The organism is Ignavibacteriales bacterium, assembly GCA_016214905.1.
Classification (GTDB): domain Bacteria; phylum Bacteroidota; class Ignavibacteria; order UBA10030; family SZUA-254; genus PNNN01.
This window is the reverse complement of record JACRMQ010000004.1, coordinates 166,305-187,157: the sequence shown is the minus strand read 5'-3', so window position 1 is coordinate 187,157 and position 20,853 is coordinate 166,305. Positions and strand designations below refer to the sequence as shown.

Below are 20,853 nucleotides of genomic sequence, written 5' to 3'. Positions count from 1 at the left end.
GTATAAATGAGATCATCGAAATTATTTTCAACTGATTCAGAACTGATTAATGAAAGAGATTATCTTGTAATCGATGTGGAAACGACCGGTCTTTCTGCTGATCGCGGTGATAGAGTTTGCGAGATCGGCGCAGTAAAGCTTCGAGGCGGTGCGATAATTGAAACTTATGGAACGCTAATTGATCCACAGCAGCCAATCTCTGCCGGCGCGTATGCAGTTAATGGTATATCACCGGAGATGTTAATCGACGCACCTCTATTTTCAGATGTTGCTGAACGATTGTGGAAAATGATGAAAGATTCTGTGCTCGTAGCTTACAACGCTCCGTTCGACCTGTCATTCATAACATCTGAATTTAGACTTATAGGTTATCCTCCAATTGAGAATTTGGTAGTCGATGCATTATCAATTGCGCGGCAACTTTTGCCGGGACTTCAATCGTATCAACAAGGCAATGTGGCAAGAATCGCAGGAGTATCCTTCCCTGTCCGGCACAGAGCATTGGAAGATGCAACAGCCACTGCGCAACTCTTCACAATATTCACATCAATTCTTAAAGCCCACGATTGTAAATTTGTTTCTGATTTATGGCGAAAAGATTTGAATCAGCTCCTGCACAATTTTAGATTGAATATTGTCAACAACGCTTTAGAAGCGCGGCAAAACCTTTGGATTAAATACCTCTCCCCTTTGAACGGAGAAATCTCAGACCGGATTATAACTCCGAAAGAATATTTCACAGATCAAATCGGTAAGAACCGCGCGACATACCTTATTGCTCATTGCCATTCCGCAAATACCGAGAGAAATTTTAGGATAGATAGGATTTTGGATTTGCGGGTTGTATGACGTGCGGCTCACCATCAAGGGAGAAACACCGCTGGAGGTGAGTCGCACATAACAAATATTTATTTCCTCAACCGATATGCAATACATGCCGCGGCAAATAATTTTAGTCCATCCCACCACGAAAATATAAAGAATCCTCCAGCAATTGAATCACTCCAATTATGGAAATAAATCAAATTGAGATGCAATGTTCCTAAACTGAAAATAATAAACAATCCTATGAACATTGAAATTAAAGTCCAAATAAAACTCTTCCGTTGTTCAAGCAGATAACCCACAACAAATGCGGCAATCGGAAAGCTTAACAAATAACCGCCGGTTGGTCCGATGATTTTCACCAAACCAAAACTGAAGCCCGCAAATACAGGAACTCCAATTACACCTGCCAGTAAATAAGCAACTTGACTTATTGCGCCATTGCGTTTTCCAAGAACTGCGCCTGCAAGCAGTACGAATAATGTTTGCAACGTGTACGGAACCGGCTGATGCTGAATTTCGAACTGCGCGCCAACAGCAGTAAGCGCGGTAAACCCCACTATCCAGAGCACCTGAGTTATCGCTTTCTCTTGACTTAAAATACCTGTTTGAATTACTGAACTTTTATTCATCTAAAATCCTTTCATTTGATTTTTTGTAGCCAATCTTTTGTTTTCTGAAATACCATTTCTATTGTTTTGTAATCGTCTTCTTCTTTTGTTGCAGCATCATAAAGATGCCCGACATGATCGAGCAATAATAATTCGGCTTTCGAATTTACAGCTGCTGTGAGTAACATTTCTGTTTCTTTCACCGATACTGTTTTATCGGTTTTACCATGAATTAATAACCATGGTGTTTTAATTCTTGCTGCCGCGCTTAGTAAATCGAGTTGAACTTTCTCGTTCTCAATTTCATGCAACAAATCGGTTCCAAGCCGCAGAGGGCTCGCTGTTGTATTTTTAGCGAGAGGGAAAAATCCATATTCCCGCCAAACTTTCTTTTGATGTTCAGTCCACCTGATAAATGTCCCGATTGTAGACCAACTCACCATGGCTTTAACCCGATCATCTCTAGCTGCTTCAAGTATCGCAACACCACCGCCTCGTGAATGTCCGAGTAATATGATATTTGATCTATCAATTATTCCGGCGCCTATTTCGCCATTCCATATCGAATCGATTACAGTTTTAAGATCCTCAACTTCCTTTAAGAAAGTATTTTTCTCGAAACTGTCGAAGTTGGTTATGCGATCATTATCTCCTTCAACACCATTACCGGAGAAATTAAATATTACCGTAACATAACCGCACTCGGCAAATCTCGTTGCAACGAACGGGAAAAATCCCCAGTCCTTAAATGCCATGAAGCTGTGGCAAATAACAATAACCGGCATCTCTTTCAGTGTCGGTGCATACCGAATATCTCCGTGAATGCGATTTCCGCCCTGATTATAGATATCAAAATGTTCTAAGCGGATGCTGTATTCATTCATTTTGATTAAAATACGAAAACATTCGTCTACAATCAAGAAAAGAGTTTTAGAATATTTTAGATTTTTATTGAGCTTCTCGTTATTTTTTCTTATTTTCAACAATCAGTTTTTATCTGAAATTAATTCATTTTTAAGATCCAATTAAATAGGAGAACCTTTGCATGGGTAATCAACTGTGGCAGCGCAAGCCGGTAGAACATTTTGAAACAGAGATGAAGGAAAGTAAACTCAAGCGAGTTTTAGGCAAATGGGGTTTAACATCTCTTGGCGTAGGTGCGATTATCGGAGCCGGAATTTTTGTAATGACCGGCGTGGGAGCGAAAGAGTACGCGGGACCCGCACTTGCTCTTTCGTTCGTAGTTGCAGGTATAGGTTGCACTTTTGCTGCGTTATGTTATGCCGAATTTGCATCGTTCCTACCGGTTGAAGGTTCTGCTTACGCATATTCTTATGCAACGATGGGAGAATTTTTTGCATGGATAATTGGATGGGACTTGATTCTCGAATATGGAATGGGTGCATCTGCCGTGGCTGTGGGTTGGTCCGGTTATTTAGCAAAATTTCTGCACTTGTTCGATATAAAATTTCCGATCTGGTTGATGAACGATGTGTTCACCGCAAAAGAAATGATTGCAGATGCGACGCACAAAGGGACAATAGCTAATCTTGCAACGAGGTATTCCGATTTAAGCTTCCCGAATATTATGGGTGTGGATATTGCTGTCAATCTTCCCGCGCTGATTATCATCTGGATCATTACTGCTATCCTTGTGCGCGGAATTAAGCAAGCGTCAGGCACGAATAATATTATGGTTGCAATAAAGGTAATTGTGGTTCTTTTCATTATTATTCTGGGAGCTCAATATATTAACACTGCGAATTGGAAACCATTCATTCCGGAGAGAGGATATTATATTGATGCTCTTGGAGGAACCCACAGCGCGTATGGATTATTAGGAATTGTGGCCGGAGCCGCATACATCTTTTTCGCCTACATAGGATTCGATACTGTCTCTACTCATGCTGGTGAAGCTAAGAACCCTCAGAAGGATGTTCCCTTCGGCATTATAACATCTCTGATCCTGTGCACCATCCTTTATATACTTGTCGCTTTGGTATTAACAGGTATGGTTAATTATAAAGACATAGATATCACCGCACCCATTGCAGCCGCATTTGGTTCGCAGGGATTGAGTTACGCGGTTTTTATTATCTCAATAGCAGCGATAGCCGGACTCACATCTGTACTTATCGTTATGCTGCTTGGTCAATCACGTGTCTTCTTTGCGATATCGAAAGACGGTTTGCTTCCGAAAAAAACATTTGGTGAACTCCATCCAACCTACCGCACACCATACAAAGCGAATATTCTTATCGGTTTTATTGTCTCGCTTGTTTCTGCCTTCACACCGATAGATTCTATTTCCAAAATGGTTAATATCGGCACGTTGCTCGCTTTCGTTATGGTTTGCATCGCCGTTTGGGTGATGAGGAAAAAAGAACCAAACAGGCATCGCCCATTTAAAACGCCTGCGATTTGGTTTGTTGCACCAATGGGGGTTATTTTTAACCTCGGCATGATGTTGACATTAGAGTGGCAAAATTGGGCCCGACTTGTAGGATGGCTTGCAATTGGAATGCTAATATATTTCATGTACGGTAAGCATCATAGTGTGTTGGCAAAACTACTCTCAAAAGAAAAAGCATAAAAATATTGGATGACAGAACAAACGCATTTTAAGCGCGAGCTCGGATTATTTGATTCGACGATGATTGTAATAGGGTCGATGATCGGCTCAGGCATTTTTATCGTGAGCGCGGATATCGCACGCACGGTCGGATCACCCGGCTACCTACTTCTTGTGTGGCTGATTACCGGAGTCATCACCATTATTGCGGCACTTAGTTACGGCGAGCTTGCCGGTATGATGCCTCATGCGGGTGGCCAATATGTATATTTGCGTGAAGCATATAATCCGCTTATTGGATTTTTATACGGCTGGACTCTGTTTGCAGTCATACAAACCGGAACCATTGCCGCGGTGGGTGTTGCCTTCGCAAAATTCACGGGCGTTTTAATTCCTTGGTTCAGTGAATCGCATATTCTTTTTTACTTATTCGGATTAAAGATTACAGCCGCACAAGTTTTGGCTATTGCGAGTATAATGGTTCTGACACTCGTCAATATTGGAGGATTGAGGGAAGGAAAATATGTCCAAAATATTTTTACATTTACAAAGGCAATCGCATTATTCGGCCTGATATTGCTCGGGATATTCATCGGTCGTAATTCGAGTGCGATTGCGGCTAACTTCTCTAATTTCTGGAACGCCAACTGGACACACATTGCAGATGGTAAGATAGTTTCCTTTGAATCATTATCCGGTATTGCAATATTTTCTGCAATCGGTGCGGCGATGGTTGGCTCTTTATTTTCCAGCGATGCGTGGAATAATATAACATTCACAGCAGGTGAAGTTATCAATCCGAAGAAAACTATTCCATTAAGTCTTGTTCTGGGAACCGGTATAGTAACAATACTTTATATCGCCGCAAATTTCTCTTATATCTTTGTTCTCCCTTTAACCGGCGATCCAAACGGAGCAAATGTAACGGAACGCGGAATTCAATTTGCGACAAGCGATCGAGTTGGGATTGCGGCGGCTACAACTATTTTTGGTGAGCCAGCAGCAATCATAATGGCGATATTAATTATGATTTCTACTTTTGGCTGTAATAACGGTTTGATTCTTTCTGGTGCCCGTGTTTATTTTGCAATGGCAAAGGATAATCTTTTCTTCAAAAAGATCGGAACACTTAATAAAAATTCAGTCCCGGGAGTTGCATTGATAGTCCAGGGTATCTGGGCGAGCGCACTTTGCCTTTCAGGTACATACAATGAATTGCTCGATTACGTAATGTTCGCGGTAATCATATTTTATATATTGACAATAATCGGGCTATTCATCCTTCGTAAAAAAAGACCAAATGATGAAAGACCGTATAGAGCATTCGGTTATCCATTTCTTCCGGCGATATATGTATTTATCGCCACTGCAATCGCGGTTGACCTGTTAATCTATAAATCTTACACATGGTATGGATTTCTTATTGTCATGACCGGTGTCCCGATTTATTTCCTTTGGCGAAATTTTTCAAGCAAATAAATCATTGAATAATCATTCTTACAATTAAGTATCATGAAATTTCTCAAACCAACTCTCACTCAATGGATTTTTATAGGGATGGGAATTGGTTTATGCGTTGGATGGATATTCCCAGATGTCGGCACTCAGCTCCGCCCTCTTAGTATTATATTCCTCAGATTGATTAAGTCCATTATCGCGCCTCTCATCTTCGCAACTCTTGTTGTCGGAATCGCGGGTCACGGAAACCTTAAGCAGGTTGGACGTATGGGATTGAAATCGATAATCTATTTTGAAATCGTCACAACGCTTGCCCTAGTGATTGGATTAGTTGCAGTTAACCTTACACAACCCGGTGTTGGTGTTCAATTGCACATGGATCCACAAGCGGCAGATATCGTCTCCAAAAAGCAAACAATCACAGAAGTTATTACCCATATTGTCCCACAAAGTTTTTTTCATGCAGCGGCTGAAGGTGAAGTTTTGCAAATTGTTGTCTTTGCGATCATTTTCAGTTTTGCACTCGCATTAGTACCGCTGGAAAAAAGAACAACTATTTTGTCGTTTTGCGATTCACTTGCCGAGACGATGTTTAAATTTACCGGTATCGTTATGCGATACGCACCAATCGGAGTAGGCGCGGCAATAGCTGTTACGGTTGGGCATAAAGGCATTGGCGTTATGATGAACTTAGGATTATTGATATTAACAATGTATGGGGCTCTCATCTTTTTTATTGTTTTTGTCTTTGGTGCTGTAGCAATCCTCGCAAAAATACCGATAAAGAAATTTTTCAAGGCAGTCAAAGAGCCTGCTATTATAGCTTTTTCCACAACGAGTTCCGAGGCAGCATTGCCGAAAGCTATGGAGGTAATGGAATCATTTGGTGTGCCTCGCAGAATTGTATCGTTTGTTATACCAACAGGTTATAGTTTTAATTTAGACGGTTCAACTCTTTATCTTTCACTCGCTGCCATCTTTGTTGCGCAAGCCGCAGGTGTTGAACTAACAATTGGTCAGCAAATTCTAATGATGCTTACATTGATGCTGACGAGTAAAGGTGTTGCAGGTGTTCCCCGCGCGTCGCTTGTTATTCTTGCCGGTACGCTAAGTTCTTTCGGGTTACCTTTAGAGGGAGTTGCGGTAATCTTAGGAATAGATGAAATTATGGATATGGGAAGAACTGCTGTGAATGTTATTGGAAATTGTCTTGCATCTGTTGTTATCGCTCGGTGGGAAGGTGAATTCCAGCCGGGTCAGACTGTTTAATTGGAGTTGTAGAGAATGAATATTTTCGAAGCGATTATTTTAGGAATTATACAAGGCATAACTGAATTCCTCCCTATCAGCAGTACCGCACATCTCACACTCGCCGGGAAAGTATTTGGGATTGTACAAACTTTAGATCCGGAAGATTGGACAGCATTCATGGCAATTATGCAACTCGGTACGGTTGCTGCCGTAATCATTCATTTCCTGAAAGATTATTTACTCATGGGAAAAAATCTTTTAACCGATTACCAAACCGGTAAATTGAAGAATTATAATCATTGGAGTAACGAGACTCGCCTGTCATTATTTGTTATCATCGGGACGCTGCCGGTTGTAATAATCGGATTACTGTTTAAAGATTTTATTGAGGGAACTTTTACGAAAGAATTAAGCACTATCGCAACAAGTTTAATTGCGCTTGCTTTGCTTCTTTATTTTGCTGAGAAAGTTGGAAAACATAACAGAGATGAACAGCACACAGATTGGAGAGATGCCCTCATTGTTGGTATTGCTCAGGCACTTGCATTGATCCCGGGATCTTCACGCTCAGGCACAACAATCACAGCCGGTTTATTTCTCGGTTTAGACAGAGAAACAGCGGCAAGATTTTCTTTTCACCTGAGTATTCCTGCAGTTCTTGCAAGCGGCTTTTACCAACTCTACGAAGCGCGTCATCATATTGGTGATATCGGTATCGATACCATTTTGATTTCATCCGTGGTTGCCGGTATTATTGGATACTGGTCGATTTCTTTTCTCCTCAAATATCTTCAAAAGCATACTACATATATTTTCATTTCATATAGAATCTTACTTGGTATAGCGATCTGGATTTATATTCTTTACCGCTGACACCCACCCGTATACTATGAAAATAACTCGTTCTCTAACAAAATTTTTCTTTGAGTAAAAATAATATTTTTTTACCGAGTTTTTATTCGGAATAGATGTTTTTTGCGTGGAAAGGTAATAAAAAACCATCTTCAGACGGTGTGATGCCGTGGGAGGGCCGGCAGCACTAGGGGGAGTCCGAAGATGGTGTTAAACTTATGTAAATATAATATAAATGGATATTAAAATCAAGTCTTTAAACTATTTTTTATTGCAATGGAATATCCGCGCTACAATTTTCGTCTTGCTATTGGCATGAAGATAAATTTATCAAGCAATGCAACGATGATGAAGAATACAATCAGGAAAGCAGCCAAGCTGTAGCTGCTTTTTGTATAAAGAAAAGGAAATATATTTTTCATCCACTGAGTGAATGTAGAAATTCCGTTTGACACTCCCGATGAGGCGGTATTGAATACCGATTGCGTTGCCGTGATACTATCACCAACTCCTGATCCATCCAGTTTATCTGTGAATTTTAATACCCCGTAAATAATGCCAACGATTATTATTAGTCCGAAAAGTGGAGCAAGATTTTTAAATATAGACCAGATAATTGAGGGAGATTCTTTTATTCCTAAACGTTTTATCACATCATGAGTAAATTGAGGTTTCGTATTCTCCACCCGCATTTGATGAAGAGCCGAATCGACAACTTGAAAAGAATTTAGGTTATCTCGACAGATACTACACTCGTCTAAGTGCATTTTAATATTATCTTTCATTTCAGTATTTAGAACACCGTCTAAATATTCCTGAATTATTTCTGAAATAATATGATTCATACTGACTTCTCCAATTCATATTCTTTTTGGATGAGTTGCTGCAACATTTGCCTTGCCCGAAAGAGATGCGTTTTAATTGTACCGATCGGCATTTGAGTTACTTCAGCGATTTCATCGTGCGATAACTCCTGCAGATAAAATAGTGTCAGGATAGTTTGATATTTCACAGGTAAAGTATCCATCATTTTTTTTATGAATTCAATCGTATCGTTCAGCTCGTAATTGTTTGCACCATTATAAGCCAACATCGTCTCGGATTCGGAGTACTCCATTCCATCATTAAATTCGGTCGTCAATGAAATGTCCTTTCGCCTTGAAATCCGCGTTAGGCAAACATTGTATAGAATTCTGTAAAACCATGTACTAAACCGCGCCTTCCCTTCGAATCTGTTTAAAGCGTTATATGCACGAATAAAAGCATCCTGAGCGGCTTCTTCAGCTTCTTCGCGATTCCTTAGCATTCTTACTGCAAGTGTAAACGCGCGATCTTTATGACGATCTACTAACGTGGTAAAATACTGTCTTTTTCCACCTCGTATTTCGTCGATTATTTGATTATCCGATAAAGCCATATCTGAAATTTAGACTTCCAAAGTCCGCTCTTGGTTTCATATTTTATCATAATAATATTTTCTGAGAAAGTGAAACCTTCAGACAAAAGCTCAAGTCAAATATTTCAGAGCTACTATATAAAAAATGAATCATTAAAAGGAGATATTCATGAATCCGGAAGAAGTTCTAATACCAATAACCATGTTTTTGACTATGGCCGCAATATCCATCATTTGGATCATCACACGCCATAGAGAACGAGCGACAATGATTGAAAAAGGTTTGTCGCACGAGGAAATAAAAGCGATGTATCATCGGGATATCAAAAGAGATCCATTTACATCGCTCAAGTGGGGATTGATGGCATTGCTTGCAGGTATGGCTATCTTATTGGGGAATTACCTCCACATGGTTTACAATGTTGATGAAGGTGTGATAATCGGATTGATTACACTATTCGTCGGAATCGCGCTAATACTTTTCTACTCTATCGCGGTGAAGAAACTTAATCAACCTCACTAATATATCAAACAAATGAAAGAAGGGGTTTGTCTATTCAAACCCCTTCCGGTATGAGGAATTAAATTATTTTCTCTCAGCAAGTCGCCTATCAAGCATCATCAAACTGACAGGTGAATCACCAAGGGTTTCGAGGTAATTGATTATCTCGTTATCGTTTTTCTCTTCTTCCACTTGCTCGTTTATGAACCATTGTAATAAGTTTTGAGTAGGGTAATCTTTTTCTTTCAAAGCTTGCTCGTAAAGTTTGTTGATTAGTTTTGTAATTTTACCTTCATGAGCCAATACTTGCTTGAATATTTCGAGAGGTGATTTATATTTTGCTGGTGGCTGTGCAATCGCTTTGAATGTTACAGTACCACCCCGATCATATACATAGCTGTAAAATTTCATCGAGTGGGAACGCTCTTCTTCTGATTGTACTTTCATCCAATGCGCGAAACCGGGTAAATTCTGTGAATCAAAATGTGCCGCCATCGATAAATATAAATATGAAGAATATAGTTCCTCATTTATCTGTTCGTTTATTGCATCCTGCATAGATTTACTGATCATAATATTTCTCCTTGTAATGTTTATTTACGATAATACAAATGATATAATTGACTTACTGAAATATAATTTATTTCTCTAATTGATACTAAGAACCTATTAAAATATTCAATCATTCCGGTTGTCTCAACCGGCTATTTCGATAACCATAAACCAAATAGATGATAATTCCGATTAACAGCCAGATGGAAAACCTCCACCAGGTTATCCAAGGTAATCCTAGCATTAAATAACCGCACGAGAGAATACCAAGTATAGGTATCCATGGAACGAACGGTGTACGAAATCCCCTTGGTCTGTTCGGTTCTCGATATCTGAGGATGAGAACACCTATACAAACCAGAACAAATGCGAATAAAGTTCCTATGTTCGTCAACTCCACTATTTCATTGATGTTTGCAAACGCCGAAATAAACGCGACGACTATTCCTGTCCAGATGGTTGTAACATGAGGTGTTTTATATTTAGGATGTACTTTTGCAAAATATTTTGGCAGTAAGCCATCGCGCGACATAGAGAAAAATATTCTCGGCTGTCCCATCTGAAATACAAGAAGAACCGCGGTCATGGATATTACAGCACCCAATGCAACAATGCCGGCGGAAAAATCAGCACCTACATAAGCGAAAGCCGCCGCCAGTGGATCAGCAACACCCAACTTATACCATGGAACCATTCCTGTAAGCACACCGGCAACAAGAATGTAAATAATGGTGCAAATGATCAGCGAACCGAATATTCCGATTGGTAAATCGCGAGCGGGGCGTTTACATTCTTCAGCCACAGTAGAGATTGCATCGAAACCGATGTATGCAAAAAATATCAAGCTCGCCCCCACCCATACACCGGGGAACCCATTTGGCATAAACGGTGACCAATTTTCCGTCCTTACGAATTTCCATCCCGAATAAATAAAGAAAAACAGGATCACTAATTTGATGGCAACCATAATAGTATTTGCTCTCGCCGACTCTTTAATTCCTATTACGAGTAACCAGGTAATAAGCATCACTATACTTACACCTAAAAAGTTAAATATTATCGGTATACCAAATAGTGTGGGATGATTCATCCATGCGCTATAAAACAATGAGATTGAAGGATCGATATGTCCTCCGGCTTGAGTTACCGCAGCAGCAGCTTGCATAGCTGAGCGATAATCGACCGCAAGCCATGCAGGTATGTGCCAACCCAAACCCGCACACAATTGATGAAAATATGCCGACCATGCGATTGCCACAGCAACATTTCCCACTGCATACTCGATTATCAAGTCCCAACCAATAATCCACGCGACTAATTCTCCTAGTGTTGCATAAGAGTATGTATATGCACTACCTGAAATCGGAACTAACGAAGCGAACTCGGCATAACATAATCCACAAAACGCGCATGCAACCGCTGTTAAAAAAAATGAAAGGATTATTGCAGGACCTGCCCCGGGCCTTAAGGCATCACCGGCAACGGCAGTTCCAACAGTTGCAAATATTCCTGATCCGATTATAGCACCGATACCGAGTGCAACCAAATCCATGGATCCTAAGACCCTTTTTAATTTATGTTCAGATCGTTCAGAATCACGGATTATTCTGTCTAAACTTTTTGTTTCGAAGAGTTGACGTAACATAAGATTTATTTTAATTCAAATTGATTCAAAGATGAGTTGTGTTCGTCAACCTTCTGCATCTTGAGACGCGGTTGTCAGAATCGCTTTGGCTTCTTCAAGATTTTCCGGTAAGACAAATAATTTCACTCCTTCCGCTTGCTGTAACACGGGCATCATATGTCCGGTGTCTTCATATTTTAAAAACGATTCAATACCCGCGGCAGATAAGGTCGCCTGGGCAAGCTCAGCATCTATCTCATTTAAAAATGTTTCAGCAACAACATAACCTTCCATAAAATCCTCATTCTAAAATTAATCCATTCAGTTTGTTGTAGAACGTACTGAAACTTTTAGAAAGAAGCAAAAGATTCTTACTCAATCATCCATGGTTGTCGTCGCTACTTCTTCCATTGTGGTAATACCTTGCCTTAATAGTTCAATGCCCGATTGTCTGAGCGTCTGCATCCCTTGTTTGATTGCAAGCTGGCGTAATGCTTCTTCATTAATGGAAGAACCGGACTCTAAAATTAGTTGGCGAATCTCTTTAGTGAAGTAAAGAACTTCGTGGATTGCAGTTCTCCCTTTATAACCTTTCAGGCAATATAAGCAACCAACAGGACGGTATACTTTGGTATTTGGGATTTCTTCCTCGGTGAAACCGAGTCTTTCTAATGTAATGTGGGGTATTTCTGTGTCTACCGCTTTACAACGTGGACATAGCTTCCTGAGAAGCCGTTGAGCTACGATTATATTGATCGAGTATGCCAACAGAAATGGTTCAATTCCCATTTTATAAAGTCGTGCTATGACACTTGGAGCGTCGTTAGTATGAAGCGTCGAGAATGTCAAATGTCCCGTATTCGCAAGCTTGACTGCGAGATCAGCCGTTTGTTTATCGCGGATTTCACCAACCATCACGATGTCGGGATCGTGTCTAAGAATGGCACGGAGCGCTTCGTCAAAATTCAATTTGGGATTTAACTTCACTTGCCGAGCTCCGTCAATGAAATATTCAACAGGATCCTCGACTGTAATTATATTGAAAGCGGGATTCATTACTGCTCGCAATGCTGCAAGCAATGTAGTACTCTTACCACTTCCTGTTGGACCGGTGAGAATGACGATTCCGTAAGGTTTATCTATAGCTTTTTTAAACCGCTCCAAAGCAGCTGGTTGAAAGCCGATGTTTTCTACCGTTATGCTTGCCTCAGGATCTCGAAGCACCCGCAGAACAATAGATTCTAATTTTACTTTAAGTTCTTTTCCGATGAGTGGAATGATAGAAACGCGAAATCGGATGATTTTATTATCAATAGTCAATTGAACAAAACCGTCTTGGGCAGTGTTTTTCTCAAACCGATCTGTTCCCTTCGCAATATCTTTTATTACAGCCGCAACAGCGTCGGCTCTTAAATCATCAAGCGTCTGCCATAACGAGAGATGTCCATCAACTCTGAAATGAATTTCAGTTTTTCTTGCACCTTTCGGAATTATATGAATATCACTTGCGTTTAAACGAACTGCATCAGAAAATATGTTATCAACGATCTCATTAAGATGCCCTTTCCTGATTTCCTCATCGAGTTCATCAATCTGTACTTCTTGCTCTTCATCCAAATATTCCATGGAGGTCGAAGCAGGCCGACTTTGAGTGTCGGCAAGCAGTTCACGTGATAACGCATCGTAATTGTTCAGAGCCACATAACATATTTCATATTTAGGATATGGGAAAGCTCGTGCTATCGTGGCGATTTCAGGATTAGACGGGTCGGGCGTGATGATTTGAAGCTTTGAAGCATCCCCTTCCGCTTGTTGATACGGAAGAATTTTATTTAGAATCGCCGACTCCCGAATTTTTCGTGGGATTCCATCTAGAAGTTTATTAATGAAAATCAGACGATCACGTTCTAAATCTTTATCGCTAAGTTCTATAGTTTTGAATGAATAATAACGTGCGAACTCCGCATATACAGTTTCTCTATCAGCGTGAAATTCATCAATAAGAATTTGAAAAAGTAATCTTTTATCATTCCCATTGTTTATTTTTTTCCAAGCAACAGCATCATTGACAGTTTTTCGGGAAACTATATTATTCCGAATTAATGATTCTATGAATCCGGTGATACCATCGGCTACGAAAGGTTGTTTTTTTGCATCCTGATTCTCGATTGCTGGCATTTTATTTGATTCATCTGGATGGGAAATATAATTTGATTCTTTTGATTCCGACATACTTGATAGGTTGCTGATTTTTTTATACTAATCTTGAACCGTTTCATTCGATAATTAGTCTGAATATAATGATTTTTTAAATGAAGTAAAAAGAGATTTTGTGAATACACAAATCTCCCGAGAGAAAGATTTTTACTAATGTCATTCGTACCAATCGAGGATGTGATACGCTAAAAGTTTACCTATCCATTGTGATTGTCTTAATGCCTCGCTACTGTAAAGTATTTTAGAAGTTCCCCGCATTTCTAATGTGCTTCCTGCGGGTCCGCCCATTAGGAGTGATCCGATAATTCTGGGAGTTCCCTTTGCCAAAGAAAAATCGAAAACCGAGCTACTTGATACAACAACTAATCCATGCCAATCCATAGTTCCGGTTAACTGAAAAAAACCTCTTACGACTAAAATTCCCCAACCCTGTATTCCCCCTGATATTTTAACAGGATGTGTAGAATCTCTTCCATCAATGAAAACAATTTTTGGTTCTGTTGGGCTACCATACGATGTATTTCCACTGTATGGCGATCCGCCGGGAGTTAATACATAATGCGCGCTTGCCATATACTCAGCAACAAATGCATCGGGATCGGGAAGCCCAGGATTTACTACAATGTCTTGTGAACCATTTATATACCCCCCGAACTTCGCAAGATTGGTGCTATCGGTTTTCGACAACACGGCAATACCTGCAACAGATCCGGTTTCACTAGGATTTTCTCCGTTGATATCATAATTTAGCCCATCGATAAGCGGTGTTCCATTCATCTTCATGCCGATCGAATTTACATGCAAGGAAACTGCCGCTGAATCTTTTGGAAAAGGTTTGGGATAAACTAATAATTTTGAAATTATTCTGTAGGTTGAATCATTAAATCGTGATGTGGAAGTTATATTCATGATACTATCTGCACGCGTCAATGAAACGATGTAAGAACCTCCATCTAATGTTCCCGAGACCGATGTGATGCTACTGCTGTCCGATAATTTTTTCAAAGCGATATTGATTGAACTTCTTCCGATCTCACGAGCAGTCGTAATTTTTATATAGCCATATGTATCATCTGATGCTCTCCTATTTCGCTCATTTAGAGAGGAATTAATTAGTCCAAAAAATATCAATAACGTGAGAACACCTAAAAATGAATTACTGCCCATAATAATAATTTATAAATTTCGTGGATAAATTGTTTTTTCCCAAAATACGCTTTGATATGTCGGAATGATGGAAAACGGTGATGAAACCGGTTCGGCGCTCTCTAATCGCATCTTCACCCTGATTGCTTTTATCGAATCTAGGCGTATAGTAGTTGTTAATGGAGGCGTTAGCTCTCTTCCTAAAGAATCGAAATAAGTGTAACGTATATATATCAATCCAACACTCGCATTAATAGTTGCTTGTCCACCAACCGATCTTATTATATATCTATCACTAGGGTTTTTTGTATTCATCACATGGTTGCCTAACGAATACTGCACCGAGATTACATTACTATCATTAAGAATATCCGACTTAAATCTAATACCCGAGCTATCAGCATATTGGATTGCATCATTCTTTGAATGATAACCAATCTTGAGAAGATCCGACTCGATAACACTTGCAAGAATGATGATATTTCCCTGAACATTTACATTCAAGGTTTTCTCGATGCTCGTCTGATTAATATTTCCCATCAGACTAAAAATAGTCAGGAACATAATTCCTGCTATGAGAAGTGATCCAAATATGTCGAGCATTATTGACATTCAATCAAACCTTACTATAATCAGAAATATTCACGGTAGACCGATAAAGATTTAACCATTATGGAATCTCCCACGTAAGAGACCCGTTTAGGTGCAGTCCGAGAGGATGAACTTACAACAATAGAATCGATTAGATTAGGATGTTTCACGATAACAAATATTTTTTTATACCAGGTGGGCGATGCTGAATATAAATCTTGATTCGTGGCAGTCACATAAATGATACTGTCCCTTACTCTAAACGCGCCAAGAGTGGAAGAATGATCAAGACGGGTGTATCGATGATAATCATCCACATCATTGAATACTGTTTGAGATTTAAATGGTTCCTGATCTAATGCAGGAACAGTTGATTCGGTGCCTTCGGGTCCAAATCTATTTTGAGGTGTTAATTCATTGGTAAAGTGCACAACTTTATTTGCAGTACTACTGTCAAAAGATTTTGAATTTATTTCATCAATCATCGCTTGCGCAATTGATATCGCATCAATTTTCGCTTCGTTATCCATTGTTACTAACGATTCTCGTAATATTGATGAATGAATCGTGAGTTGCAGAGTAGCTAAAAGTGCCAACGCTAAAACTATCAATAATATTTGTCCAAGATTCATGATTACCAGAGAAATAATATTTTCTTAAGAATAATCCTCCAACATTTTGATTTTAGAATTTTTCGCCTGATATGTGGATGCACATCTAAGCGCTAATACAACTAATGTCAACAAGATTCTTTAATTTAGAGAATTAAACCTTTTTGATATCTAAATTCATTTCCATTCGCAAATATAGATTTATACTAAAAATATTTACTGATATCTGATTTGATTTCTGTCATGAGAATGAAAAATATCTCGAAAAATCATTAGATAAATGAGTAATTCAAGCCACCCAAGAATATTCCCCATCTGCATAGTTTCTAATATTCAATTGGTTCTGATATCTGCCAACTAACCTACCTACCGATAATAAAACGGGCGATGATTAATCTCATCGCCCACTTCGGAGGTTATTACGGTTAATTCATTATTTTAATTCATTCCACACAAATTAATTAAAACTCAATGCGGATAAGTTATCTTAAATTGTGTTGATTATAATAATGGAGTGTTAGTTAAATTTAATTTCTCTTTCAATCATAGTCAAGATGCAAAAAGAGGAAAGTGTTTTAAAAGGTTCGAGATTTGAAATTATTCTGCATTTTGATAAATATTCATCAAAATCATTCCGAAGATAAATGAGGAAATTGGAACGGTAGAATACTACTTAGCTGTTATTCTCTCGCGATATAGCTGTCCTACCATTATGCCCACCACAAATACTATAGAAGAATAATAAACCCAGAGAAGAAATACCAGAATAAAAGCATAGGTTCCGTATAATTTGCTGTATGAATGAAATGCAGCTAAATACCAGCTAAAACCTTTTCCTGCGATCCACCAAAGCGATGTGGTTGTGATTGAAGAAACAAGCGCTACTTTGTTTGTTATTCCCCTCTCAGGAATAAATCGATTTATCACATAGAACATGATAAATGCCGGAATATATGAAGCGGCAAATGTAACGGACTTCATTAAGCTCCCCAAATCAATAATTCCAAGATCCGGTATTTCTTTTAGAAGTGTAGCGACGGGAAGAAGAACCCATGAGAAAATATTTGCAATAACGAATAATGCTCCAAGAACGATAACCAGAAGAATGTTTTCAAGAATGGTGACTATAACCAACTTTGAAGATTTCAATTGGTATATTGTGTTCAACACATGCCTTATTGAACTGAACATAGAAGCAGATGCATACAGCAAAATACCGATGCCATAAAATCCAAAAGTGGAACGGTAGCGGATAATGTCTCTCACTATTCCCTTCAGCGATTGTTGAATTTGCTGTGCGTATGGTTGTGGCGGAAAAGCCGTATCCAATATCTGATCTATTTTTTGAAGGGAAATGCTTGAAGAGTGAAGAAACATTCCTATCACTGATGTAAAAAGTAATAATACCGGAAGTAAACAGAGAATGCCATTAAATGCAATTCCTGCTGAAAGGAAAAATATATTTTCTTCGTTCACCTTACGATAAATTCCTTTTGTGTAATAAAGAATGAATTTCATTACCTTTTGTAATATTCCAATCATACTAATCTTAACCTCGCATATTTCAACATGAGAGTTTTTGATCCCACCGCATCGAAATGAACAACTACTTTACATACCTCACCTTTCCCCACAACATGCATAATTTTTCCCTTTCCGAAAGTTTCATGATGAACAAGGACACCGGATCGGATATTTTTTATTTCATCCGAGTGTTCTTCGTAATCAGGTTGCACATCTGTGAAATAAGAATCTTCTTTTTTTGCGCCGATCTTTTTATCGACTTTACCTTTGCGTGTTGAACCATACCTTTTTATTCCATTGGAGAAATGAGTTCTCCTTAAGGATGGTTTCTCTATAAGATTATCGGGAAGTTCGGTAATAAAACGCGACGGAGATTGCATTGATAATTCGGTAAACCTATACCGCGTCATGCAGTGACTTAAAAACAATTTTTTCATCGCGCGCGTTATACCGACGTAAAATAACCTTCGTTCTTCTTCGAGTTCAATACTTTCTAAAGATGAATTATAATAAGGTAACAATCCTTCCTCTAAGCCGGTAATGAATACTACCGGAAATTCCAATCCCTTGGCGCTGTGCAATGTCAACAACGTAACCGCATTTGCTTTGCTGTCCCATTGATCTATGTCGGCGACGAGCGATACTTCTTGCAAAAATCCTTCGACCGTCGCGTCTTTATGTTCATCCGCATATTCTGAGATAGCCGAAAGAAGTTCGTGAATATTTTCCATCCTTGCTAAAGACTCAGGCGTCTCTTCCTCTTTGAGATGTTTCAGAATTCCTGTCTCGTCCACTAGTGCTCTTGTCAACTCAGAAATTGATAATTCGGATATAAGTTTTCGATATTTACTTATCAGATAGTTAAAAGCTAAAAATCCAGATTGTGCCCTCTTTGATAATTGCGCGATTTTACCCGACTCACCTGCTGCAGAAAGGAAAGTTGTATTCGTCGACATTGCATATGTTTTAAGGTGACCCAATGCAACATCACCGAGTCCACGGTTGGGGAAATTAACTATTCGAAGAAAACTTTCATTGTCTTGTGGATTCACTAAAAGCCGGAAGTAAGCAATAACATCTTTTATCTCTTTTCTTTGATAAAATTCAATCCCTCCGATGATGACATACGGTATACCGTTTTTCCGCAAAGCATCCTCGATTGAACGCGATTGCGCATTCGTCCGATACATGATGGCAACATCGTGATAATGAATCTCTTGATTATTCACACCGACAAAAATTCTTGTAACGATCTCCTGGCCTTCCTCACGATCGTCTCCGCATTGAAGAAGAGTTATACGATCACCTTCTTCATTTTCTGTCCAAAGATTTTTTGTAATCTGGCTTTGATTGAATTTTATAACAGAATCTGCTGCGGCGAGAATGGTTTTGGTTGACCTGTAATTTTGCTCGAGCCGGATGAATTTACAATCGGGGTAATCTTTTTGGAACTCTAGAATATTCTTAATATCTGCTCCTCTGAAGGCATATATGCTTTGAGCATCATCTCCAACTACACATATATTTTTTTGCCTCTCAGCAAGCAATTTCAGCATTAGATATTGAGCATGATTCGTATCCTGATACTCATCTACGAGCAGATATCGAAATCTGCTTTGATACGCGGTTAGAATTTCTTTATGCCTTTGAAACAACTCAATCGGTTTTATCAGTAAATCATCAAAATCCATTGAATTATTCTCTTTTAAACGACTAGCATACTCTTTGAATATTTTTGCAGTTTGTTCACCTGTCAAATCATATACATTTCGTGCGAACTCATCGGGTGTGATGACGGAATTCTTCGCCTGACTGATCCTGTACCGAATTCCTTGAGGTGAATATTGCTGAACCGGAATGTGCAGATCGGTCATGATCCGCTTAATCAATTTGAGACTATCGTTTTCATCATAGATGGAATAATTTTTTTGAAATCCTATTTTATCGCATTCCATTCTGAGAATTCTGGCAAAGACTGAATGAAATGTTCCCATCCATAAATAGTTCGCGCTTTGCCCGATCAATCCGGTGATTCTTTCTTTCATCTCATTAGCGGCTTTATTTGTGAACGTGAGCGCAAGAATATTATACGATGGAATACCATTTGACATGAGGTACACCATCCTGTGTGTAAGAACGCGTGTCTTGCCACTACCCGGTCCGGCCACGACGATAATTGGACCGTTTATAGTTTCTATAGCTTCGCGCTGCTGTTGATTTACATTTTGAAGATATTTCATTAAACGTCGATTATGAGGTTGTAAAAAAGTAGGTAAATATTTTCTTACCTCCAAACTTTGAAAATATTTTTTTATAAGATGTGAATTAAAGAAGTGAATAACTTGATGTGAAATTAATTATAAATTATTACACGTTAATTCATATTATGATTGCCCCTTCGAGTCGCAGGAAAAATTCTTTCGTTTTAACACCATAAGCATATCCCACTAGAGAACCGTCAGAACCGATGACGCGATGACACGGAATTATTATTGGAAGCGGATTGGCCCCATTAGCACGCCCCACTGCTTGAAATGCTTTCGGCGCATGAACACGTTTCGCGAGATGTTTATATGTTATCGTGGAACCGTATGGTATTTTGGATAATTCTTTCCAAACACGCACCTGAAACGGAGTCCCAATAAGATCGACCGGACATGTGAATTTCGCCAATCGGCCGTTGAAATAACGCGTCAACTGGTCTATTACATCACGATTGCGCGATCGGTTATCAATCACCAAATCAAGATCAAAATGAACTTTCAACCAACTGTAAAAATCTTTCCTATTTTCCTTCGGTAAACTTATTTTGCAAACTCCATCCTCAGTCGACGCAACATAAATCCTCCCTATTCGTGAGTCGAACGATGTGCAGTATATTTCTTCCTGTAACACGGAATTTTTCGGATTAAAATTACCTCGTTGATTTTCGGAAACTATTCGGTTACGCGTCTGCAATGCAGTCCGCGGCATTTCAGCTACTGCAGCATATTCAAACATCTAAACCCTCATTTTCATCATTCCCATAATTAATATTTTTCTTAGAATTAATTTTGGAAATTATTAATCGGATGTTAAAATAAACCATGATAAATTTTTTATTTCTATTGTTGGGTGAGTT

At 39.0% G+C, this 20,853-nt stretch carries 20 protein-coding genes; 6 read left to right on the top strand and 14 right to left on the bottom strand.

What is annotated here, in order from left to right; genetic code table 11:
* Positions 1 to 6 precede the first annotated feature (6 nt).
* Positions 7 to 849 (top strand): WYL domain-containing protein, encoded by an 843-nt coding sequence (locus HZB59_02570; GenBank protein ID MBI5020295.1) that lies wholly within the window; start codon positions 7 to 9, stop codon positions 847 to 849.
* A 59-nt stretch (positions 850 to 908) separates the two neighbouring features.
* On the opposite strand, the gene HZB59_02565 is transcribed toward HZB59_02570, so the two are convergent.
* Positions 909 to 1,457 (bottom strand): biotin transporter BioY, encoded by a 549-nt coding sequence (locus tag HZB59_02565; GenBank protein MBI5020294.1) that lies wholly within the window; start codon positions 1,455 to 1,457, stop codon positions 909 to 911.
* Positions 1,458 to 1,468: 11 nt separating this feature from the next.
* Positions 1,469 to 2,320, bottom strand: a complete 852-nt coding sequence (locus HZB59_02560) for an alpha/beta fold hydrolase (protein MBI5020293.1) — start codon at positions 2,318 to 2,320, stop codon at positions 1,469 to 1,471.
* A gap of 161 nt (positions 2,321 to 2,481) precedes the next feature.
* On the opposite strand from HZB59_02560, the gene HZB59_02555 reads away from it, so the two are divergent.
* The 4 genes from HZB59_02555 to uppP are packed head-to-tail and all read left to right on the top strand — an operon-like array spanning position 2,482 to position 7,590.
* On the top strand, positions 2,482 to 4,029 hold the full coding sequence (locus HZB59_02555) for an amino acid permease (GenBank protein ID MBI5020292.1): 1,548 nt from the start codon (positions 2,482 to 2,484) through the stop codon (positions 4,027 to 4,029).
* Between the two features lie 9 nt (positions 4,030 to 4,038).
* Positions 4,039 to 5,487 (top strand): amino acid permease, encoded by a 1,449-nt coding sequence (locus tag HZB59_02550; GenBank protein ID MBI5020291.1) that lies wholly within the window; start codon positions 4,039 to 4,041, stop codon positions 5,485 to 5,487.
* Between the two features lie 33 nt (positions 5,488 to 5,520).
* Entirely contained in the window at positions 5,521 to 6,735 is a 1,215-nt protein-coding gene (locus HZB59_02545) for a cation:dicarboxylase symporter family transporter (protein MBI5020290.1), read from the top strand.
* Between the two features lie 15 nt (positions 6,736 to 6,750).
* Positions 6,751 to 7,590 (top strand): undecaprenyl-diphosphatase UppP, encoded by an 840-nt coding sequence (gene uppP / locus HZB59_02540; protein ID MBI5020289.1) that lies wholly within the window; start codon positions 6,751 to 6,753, stop codon positions 7,588 to 7,590.
* A 269-nt stretch (positions 7,591 to 7,859) separates the two neighbouring features.
* Here the strand turns inward: uppP and HZB59_02535 are convergent, their stop codons facing one another.
* A complete protein-coding gene (locus HZB59_02535; GenBank protein ID MBI5020288.1) occupies positions 7,860 to 8,414 on the bottom strand; it encodes a zf-HC2 domain-containing protein in 555 nt (184 codons plus the stop codon).
* Positions 8,411 to 8,986, bottom strand: coding sequence for a sigma-70 family RNA polymerase sigma factor (locus HZB59_02530; protein ID MBI5020287.1), 576 nt, complete (start codon positions 8,984 to 8,986; stop codon positions 8,411 to 8,413). Before HZB59_02530 ends, HZB59_02535 begins: the two co-directional genes overlap by 4 nt.
* A 148-nt stretch (positions 8,987 to 9,134) precedes the next feature.
* Here HZB59_02530 and HZB59_02525 point away from each other — a divergent pair, with 148 nt between their 5' ends.
* Positions 9,135 to 9,488, top strand: coding sequence for a hypothetical protein (locus HZB59_02525; protein MBI5020286.1), 354 nt, complete (start codon positions 9,135 to 9,137; stop codon positions 9,486 to 9,488).
* Positions 9,489 to 9,551: 63 nt separating this feature from the next.
* Here HZB59_02525 and HZB59_02520 read toward each other — a convergent pair whose 3' ends face one another.
* From HZB59_02520 to HZB59_02475, 10 genes are all read right to left on the bottom strand, one after another.
* The gene (locus HZB59_02520; GenBank protein MBI5020285.1) at positions 9,552 to 10,040 is read right to left on the bottom strand and encodes a ferritin; all 489 of its coding nucleotides are present in this window, start codon (positions 10,038 to 10,040) and stop codon (positions 9,552 to 9,554) included.
* Positions 10,041 to 10,149: 109 nt separating this feature from the next.
* Entirely contained in the window at positions 10,150 to 11,664 is a 1,515-nt protein-coding gene (locus HZB59_02515) for an amino acid permease (GenBank protein MBI5020284.1), read from the bottom strand.
* 45 nt (positions 11,665 to 11,709) lie between these two features.
* Complete coding sequence (locus HZB59_02510; GenBank protein ID MBI5020283.1) at positions 11,710 to 11,937, bottom strand: DUF2007 domain-containing protein; 228 nt, start codon at positions 11,935 to 11,937, stop codon at positions 11,710 to 11,712.
* A gap of 81 nt (positions 11,938 to 12,018) precedes the next feature.
* Positions 12,019 to 13,821: a Flp pilus assembly complex ATPase component TadA gene (tadA, locus tag HZB59_02505; protein ID MBI5020282.1), complete on the bottom strand. Its 1,803-nt coding sequence runs from the start codon at positions 13,819 to 13,821 to the stop codon at positions 12,019 to 12,021.
* A 195-nt stretch (positions 13,822 to 14,016) separates the two neighbouring features.
* Positions 14,017 to 15,027 (bottom strand): hypothetical protein, encoded by a 1,011-nt coding sequence (locus HZB59_02500; protein ID MBI5020281.1) that lies wholly within the window; start codon positions 15,025 to 15,027, stop codon positions 14,017 to 14,019.
* A 9-nt stretch (positions 15,028 to 15,036) separates the two neighbouring features.
* Positions 15,037 to 15,609 (bottom strand): hypothetical protein, encoded by a 573-nt coding sequence (locus tag HZB59_02495; protein MBI5020280.1) that lies wholly within the window; start codon positions 15,607 to 15,609, stop codon positions 15,037 to 15,039.
* Between the two features lie 29 nt (positions 15,610 to 15,638).
* Positions 15,639 to 16,229 carry a hypothetical protein gene (locus HZB59_02490; GenBank protein ID MBI5020279.1) on the bottom strand — a complete coding sequence of 197 codons (591 nt, stop codon included), beginning with the start codon at positions 16,227 to 16,229 and terminating at the stop codon, positions 15,639 to 15,641.
* A gap of 648 nt (positions 16,230 to 16,877) precedes the next feature.
* On the bottom strand, positions 16,878 to 17,726 hold the full coding sequence (locus HZB59_02485; GenBank protein ID MBI5020278.1) for a YihY/virulence factor BrkB family protein: 849 nt from the start codon (positions 17,724 to 17,726) through the stop codon (positions 16,878 to 16,880).
* 20 nt (positions 17,727 to 17,746) lie between these two features.
* Complete coding sequence (locus HZB59_02480; GenBank protein ID MBI5020277.1) at positions 17,747 to 19,972, bottom strand: UvrD-helicase domain-containing protein; 2,226 nt, start codon at positions 19,970 to 19,972, stop codon at positions 17,747 to 17,749.
* A 139-nt stretch (positions 19,973 to 20,111) separates the two neighbouring features.
* On the bottom strand, positions 20,112 to 20,705 hold the full coding sequence (locus tag HZB59_02475; GenBank protein MBI5020276.1) for a methylated-DNA--[protein]-cysteine S-methyltransferase: 594 nt from the start codon (positions 20,703 to 20,705) through the stop codon (positions 20,112 to 20,114).
* Positions 20,706 to 20,853: the final 148 nt, after the last annotated feature.

What these genes read in the sequence shown, in the direction of transcription:
- HZB59_02515 (MBI5020284.1), bottom strand. Translation starts at nt 11,664, where the DNA reads ATGTTACGTCAACTCTTCGAAACAAAAAGTTTAGACAGAATAATCCGT.
- uppP (MBI5020289.1), top strand. Translation starts at nt 6,751, where the DNA reads ATGAATATTTTCGAAGCGATTATTTTAGGAATTATACAAGGCATAACT.
- HZB59_02520 (MBI5020285.1), bottom strand. Translation starts at nt 10,040, where the DNA reads ATGATCAGTAAATCTATGCAGGATGCAATAAACGAACAGATAAATGAG.
- HZB59_02495 (MBI5020280.1), bottom strand. Translation starts at nt 15,609, where the DNA reads ATGCTCGACATATTTGGATCACTTCTCATAGCAGGAATTATGTTCCTG.
- HZB59_02500 (MBI5020281.1), bottom strand. Translation starts at nt 15,027, where the DNA reads ATGGGCAGTAATTCATTTTTAGGTGTTCTCACGTTATTGATATTTTTT.
- HZB59_02475 (MBI5020276.1), bottom strand. Translation starts at nt 20,705, where the DNA reads ATGCCGCGGACTGCATTGCAGACGCGTAACCGAATAGTTTCCGAAAAT.
- HZB59_02510 (MBI5020283.1), bottom strand. Translation starts at nt 11,937, where the DNA reads ATGGAAGGTTATGTTGTTGCTGAAACATTTTTAAATGAGATAGATGCT.
- HZB59_02565 (MBI5020294.1), bottom strand. Translation starts at nt 1,457, where the DNA reads ATGAATAAAAGTTCAGTAATTCAAACAGGTATTTTAAGTCAAGAGAAA.
- HZB59_02535 (MBI5020288.1), bottom strand. Translation starts at nt 8,414, where the DNA reads ATGAATCATATTATTTCAGAAATAATTCAGGAATATTTAGACGGTGTT.
- HZB59_02485 (MBI5020278.1), bottom strand. Translation starts at nt 17,726, where the DNA reads ATGAAATTCATTCTTTATTACACAAAAGGAATTTATCGTAAGGTGAAC.
- HZB59_02560 (MBI5020293.1), bottom strand. Translation starts at nt 2,320, where the DNA reads ATGAATGAATACAGCATCCGCTTAGAACATTTTGATATCTATAATCAG.
- HZB59_02570 (MBI5020295.1), top strand. Translation starts at nt 7, where the DNA reads ATGAGATCATCGAAATTATTTTCAACTGATTCAGAACTGATTAATGAA.
- HZB59_02525 (MBI5020286.1), top strand. Translation starts at nt 9,135, where the DNA reads ATGAATCCGGAAGAAGTTCTAATACCAATAACCATGTTTTTGACTATG.
- tadA (MBI5020282.1), bottom strand. Translation starts at nt 13,821, where the DNA reads ATGCCAGCAATCGAGAATCAGGATGCAAAAAAACAACCTTTCGTAGCC.
- HZB59_02480 (MBI5020277.1), bottom strand. Translation starts at nt 19,972, where the DNA reads ATGAAATATCTTCAAAATGTAAATCAACAGCAGCGCGAAGCTATAGAA.
- HZB59_02550 (MBI5020291.1), top strand. Translation starts at nt 4,039, where the DNA reads ATGACAGAACAAACGCATTTTAAGCGCGAGCTCGGATTATTTGATTCG.
- HZB59_02490 (MBI5020279.1), bottom strand. Translation starts at nt 16,229, where the DNA reads ATGAATCTTGGACAAATATTATTGATAGTTTTAGCGTTGGCACTTTTA.
- HZB59_02545 (MBI5020290.1), top strand. Translation starts at nt 5,521, where the DNA reads ATGAAATTTCTCAAACCAACTCTCACTCAATGGATTTTTATAGGGATG.
- HZB59_02530 (MBI5020287.1), bottom strand. Translation starts at nt 8,986, where the DNA reads ATGGCTTTATCGGATAATCAAATAATCGACGAAATACGAGGTGGAAAA.
- HZB59_02555 (MBI5020292.1), top strand. Translation starts at nt 2,482, where the DNA reads ATGGGTAATCAACTGTGGCAGCGCAAGCCGGTAGAACATTTTGAAACA.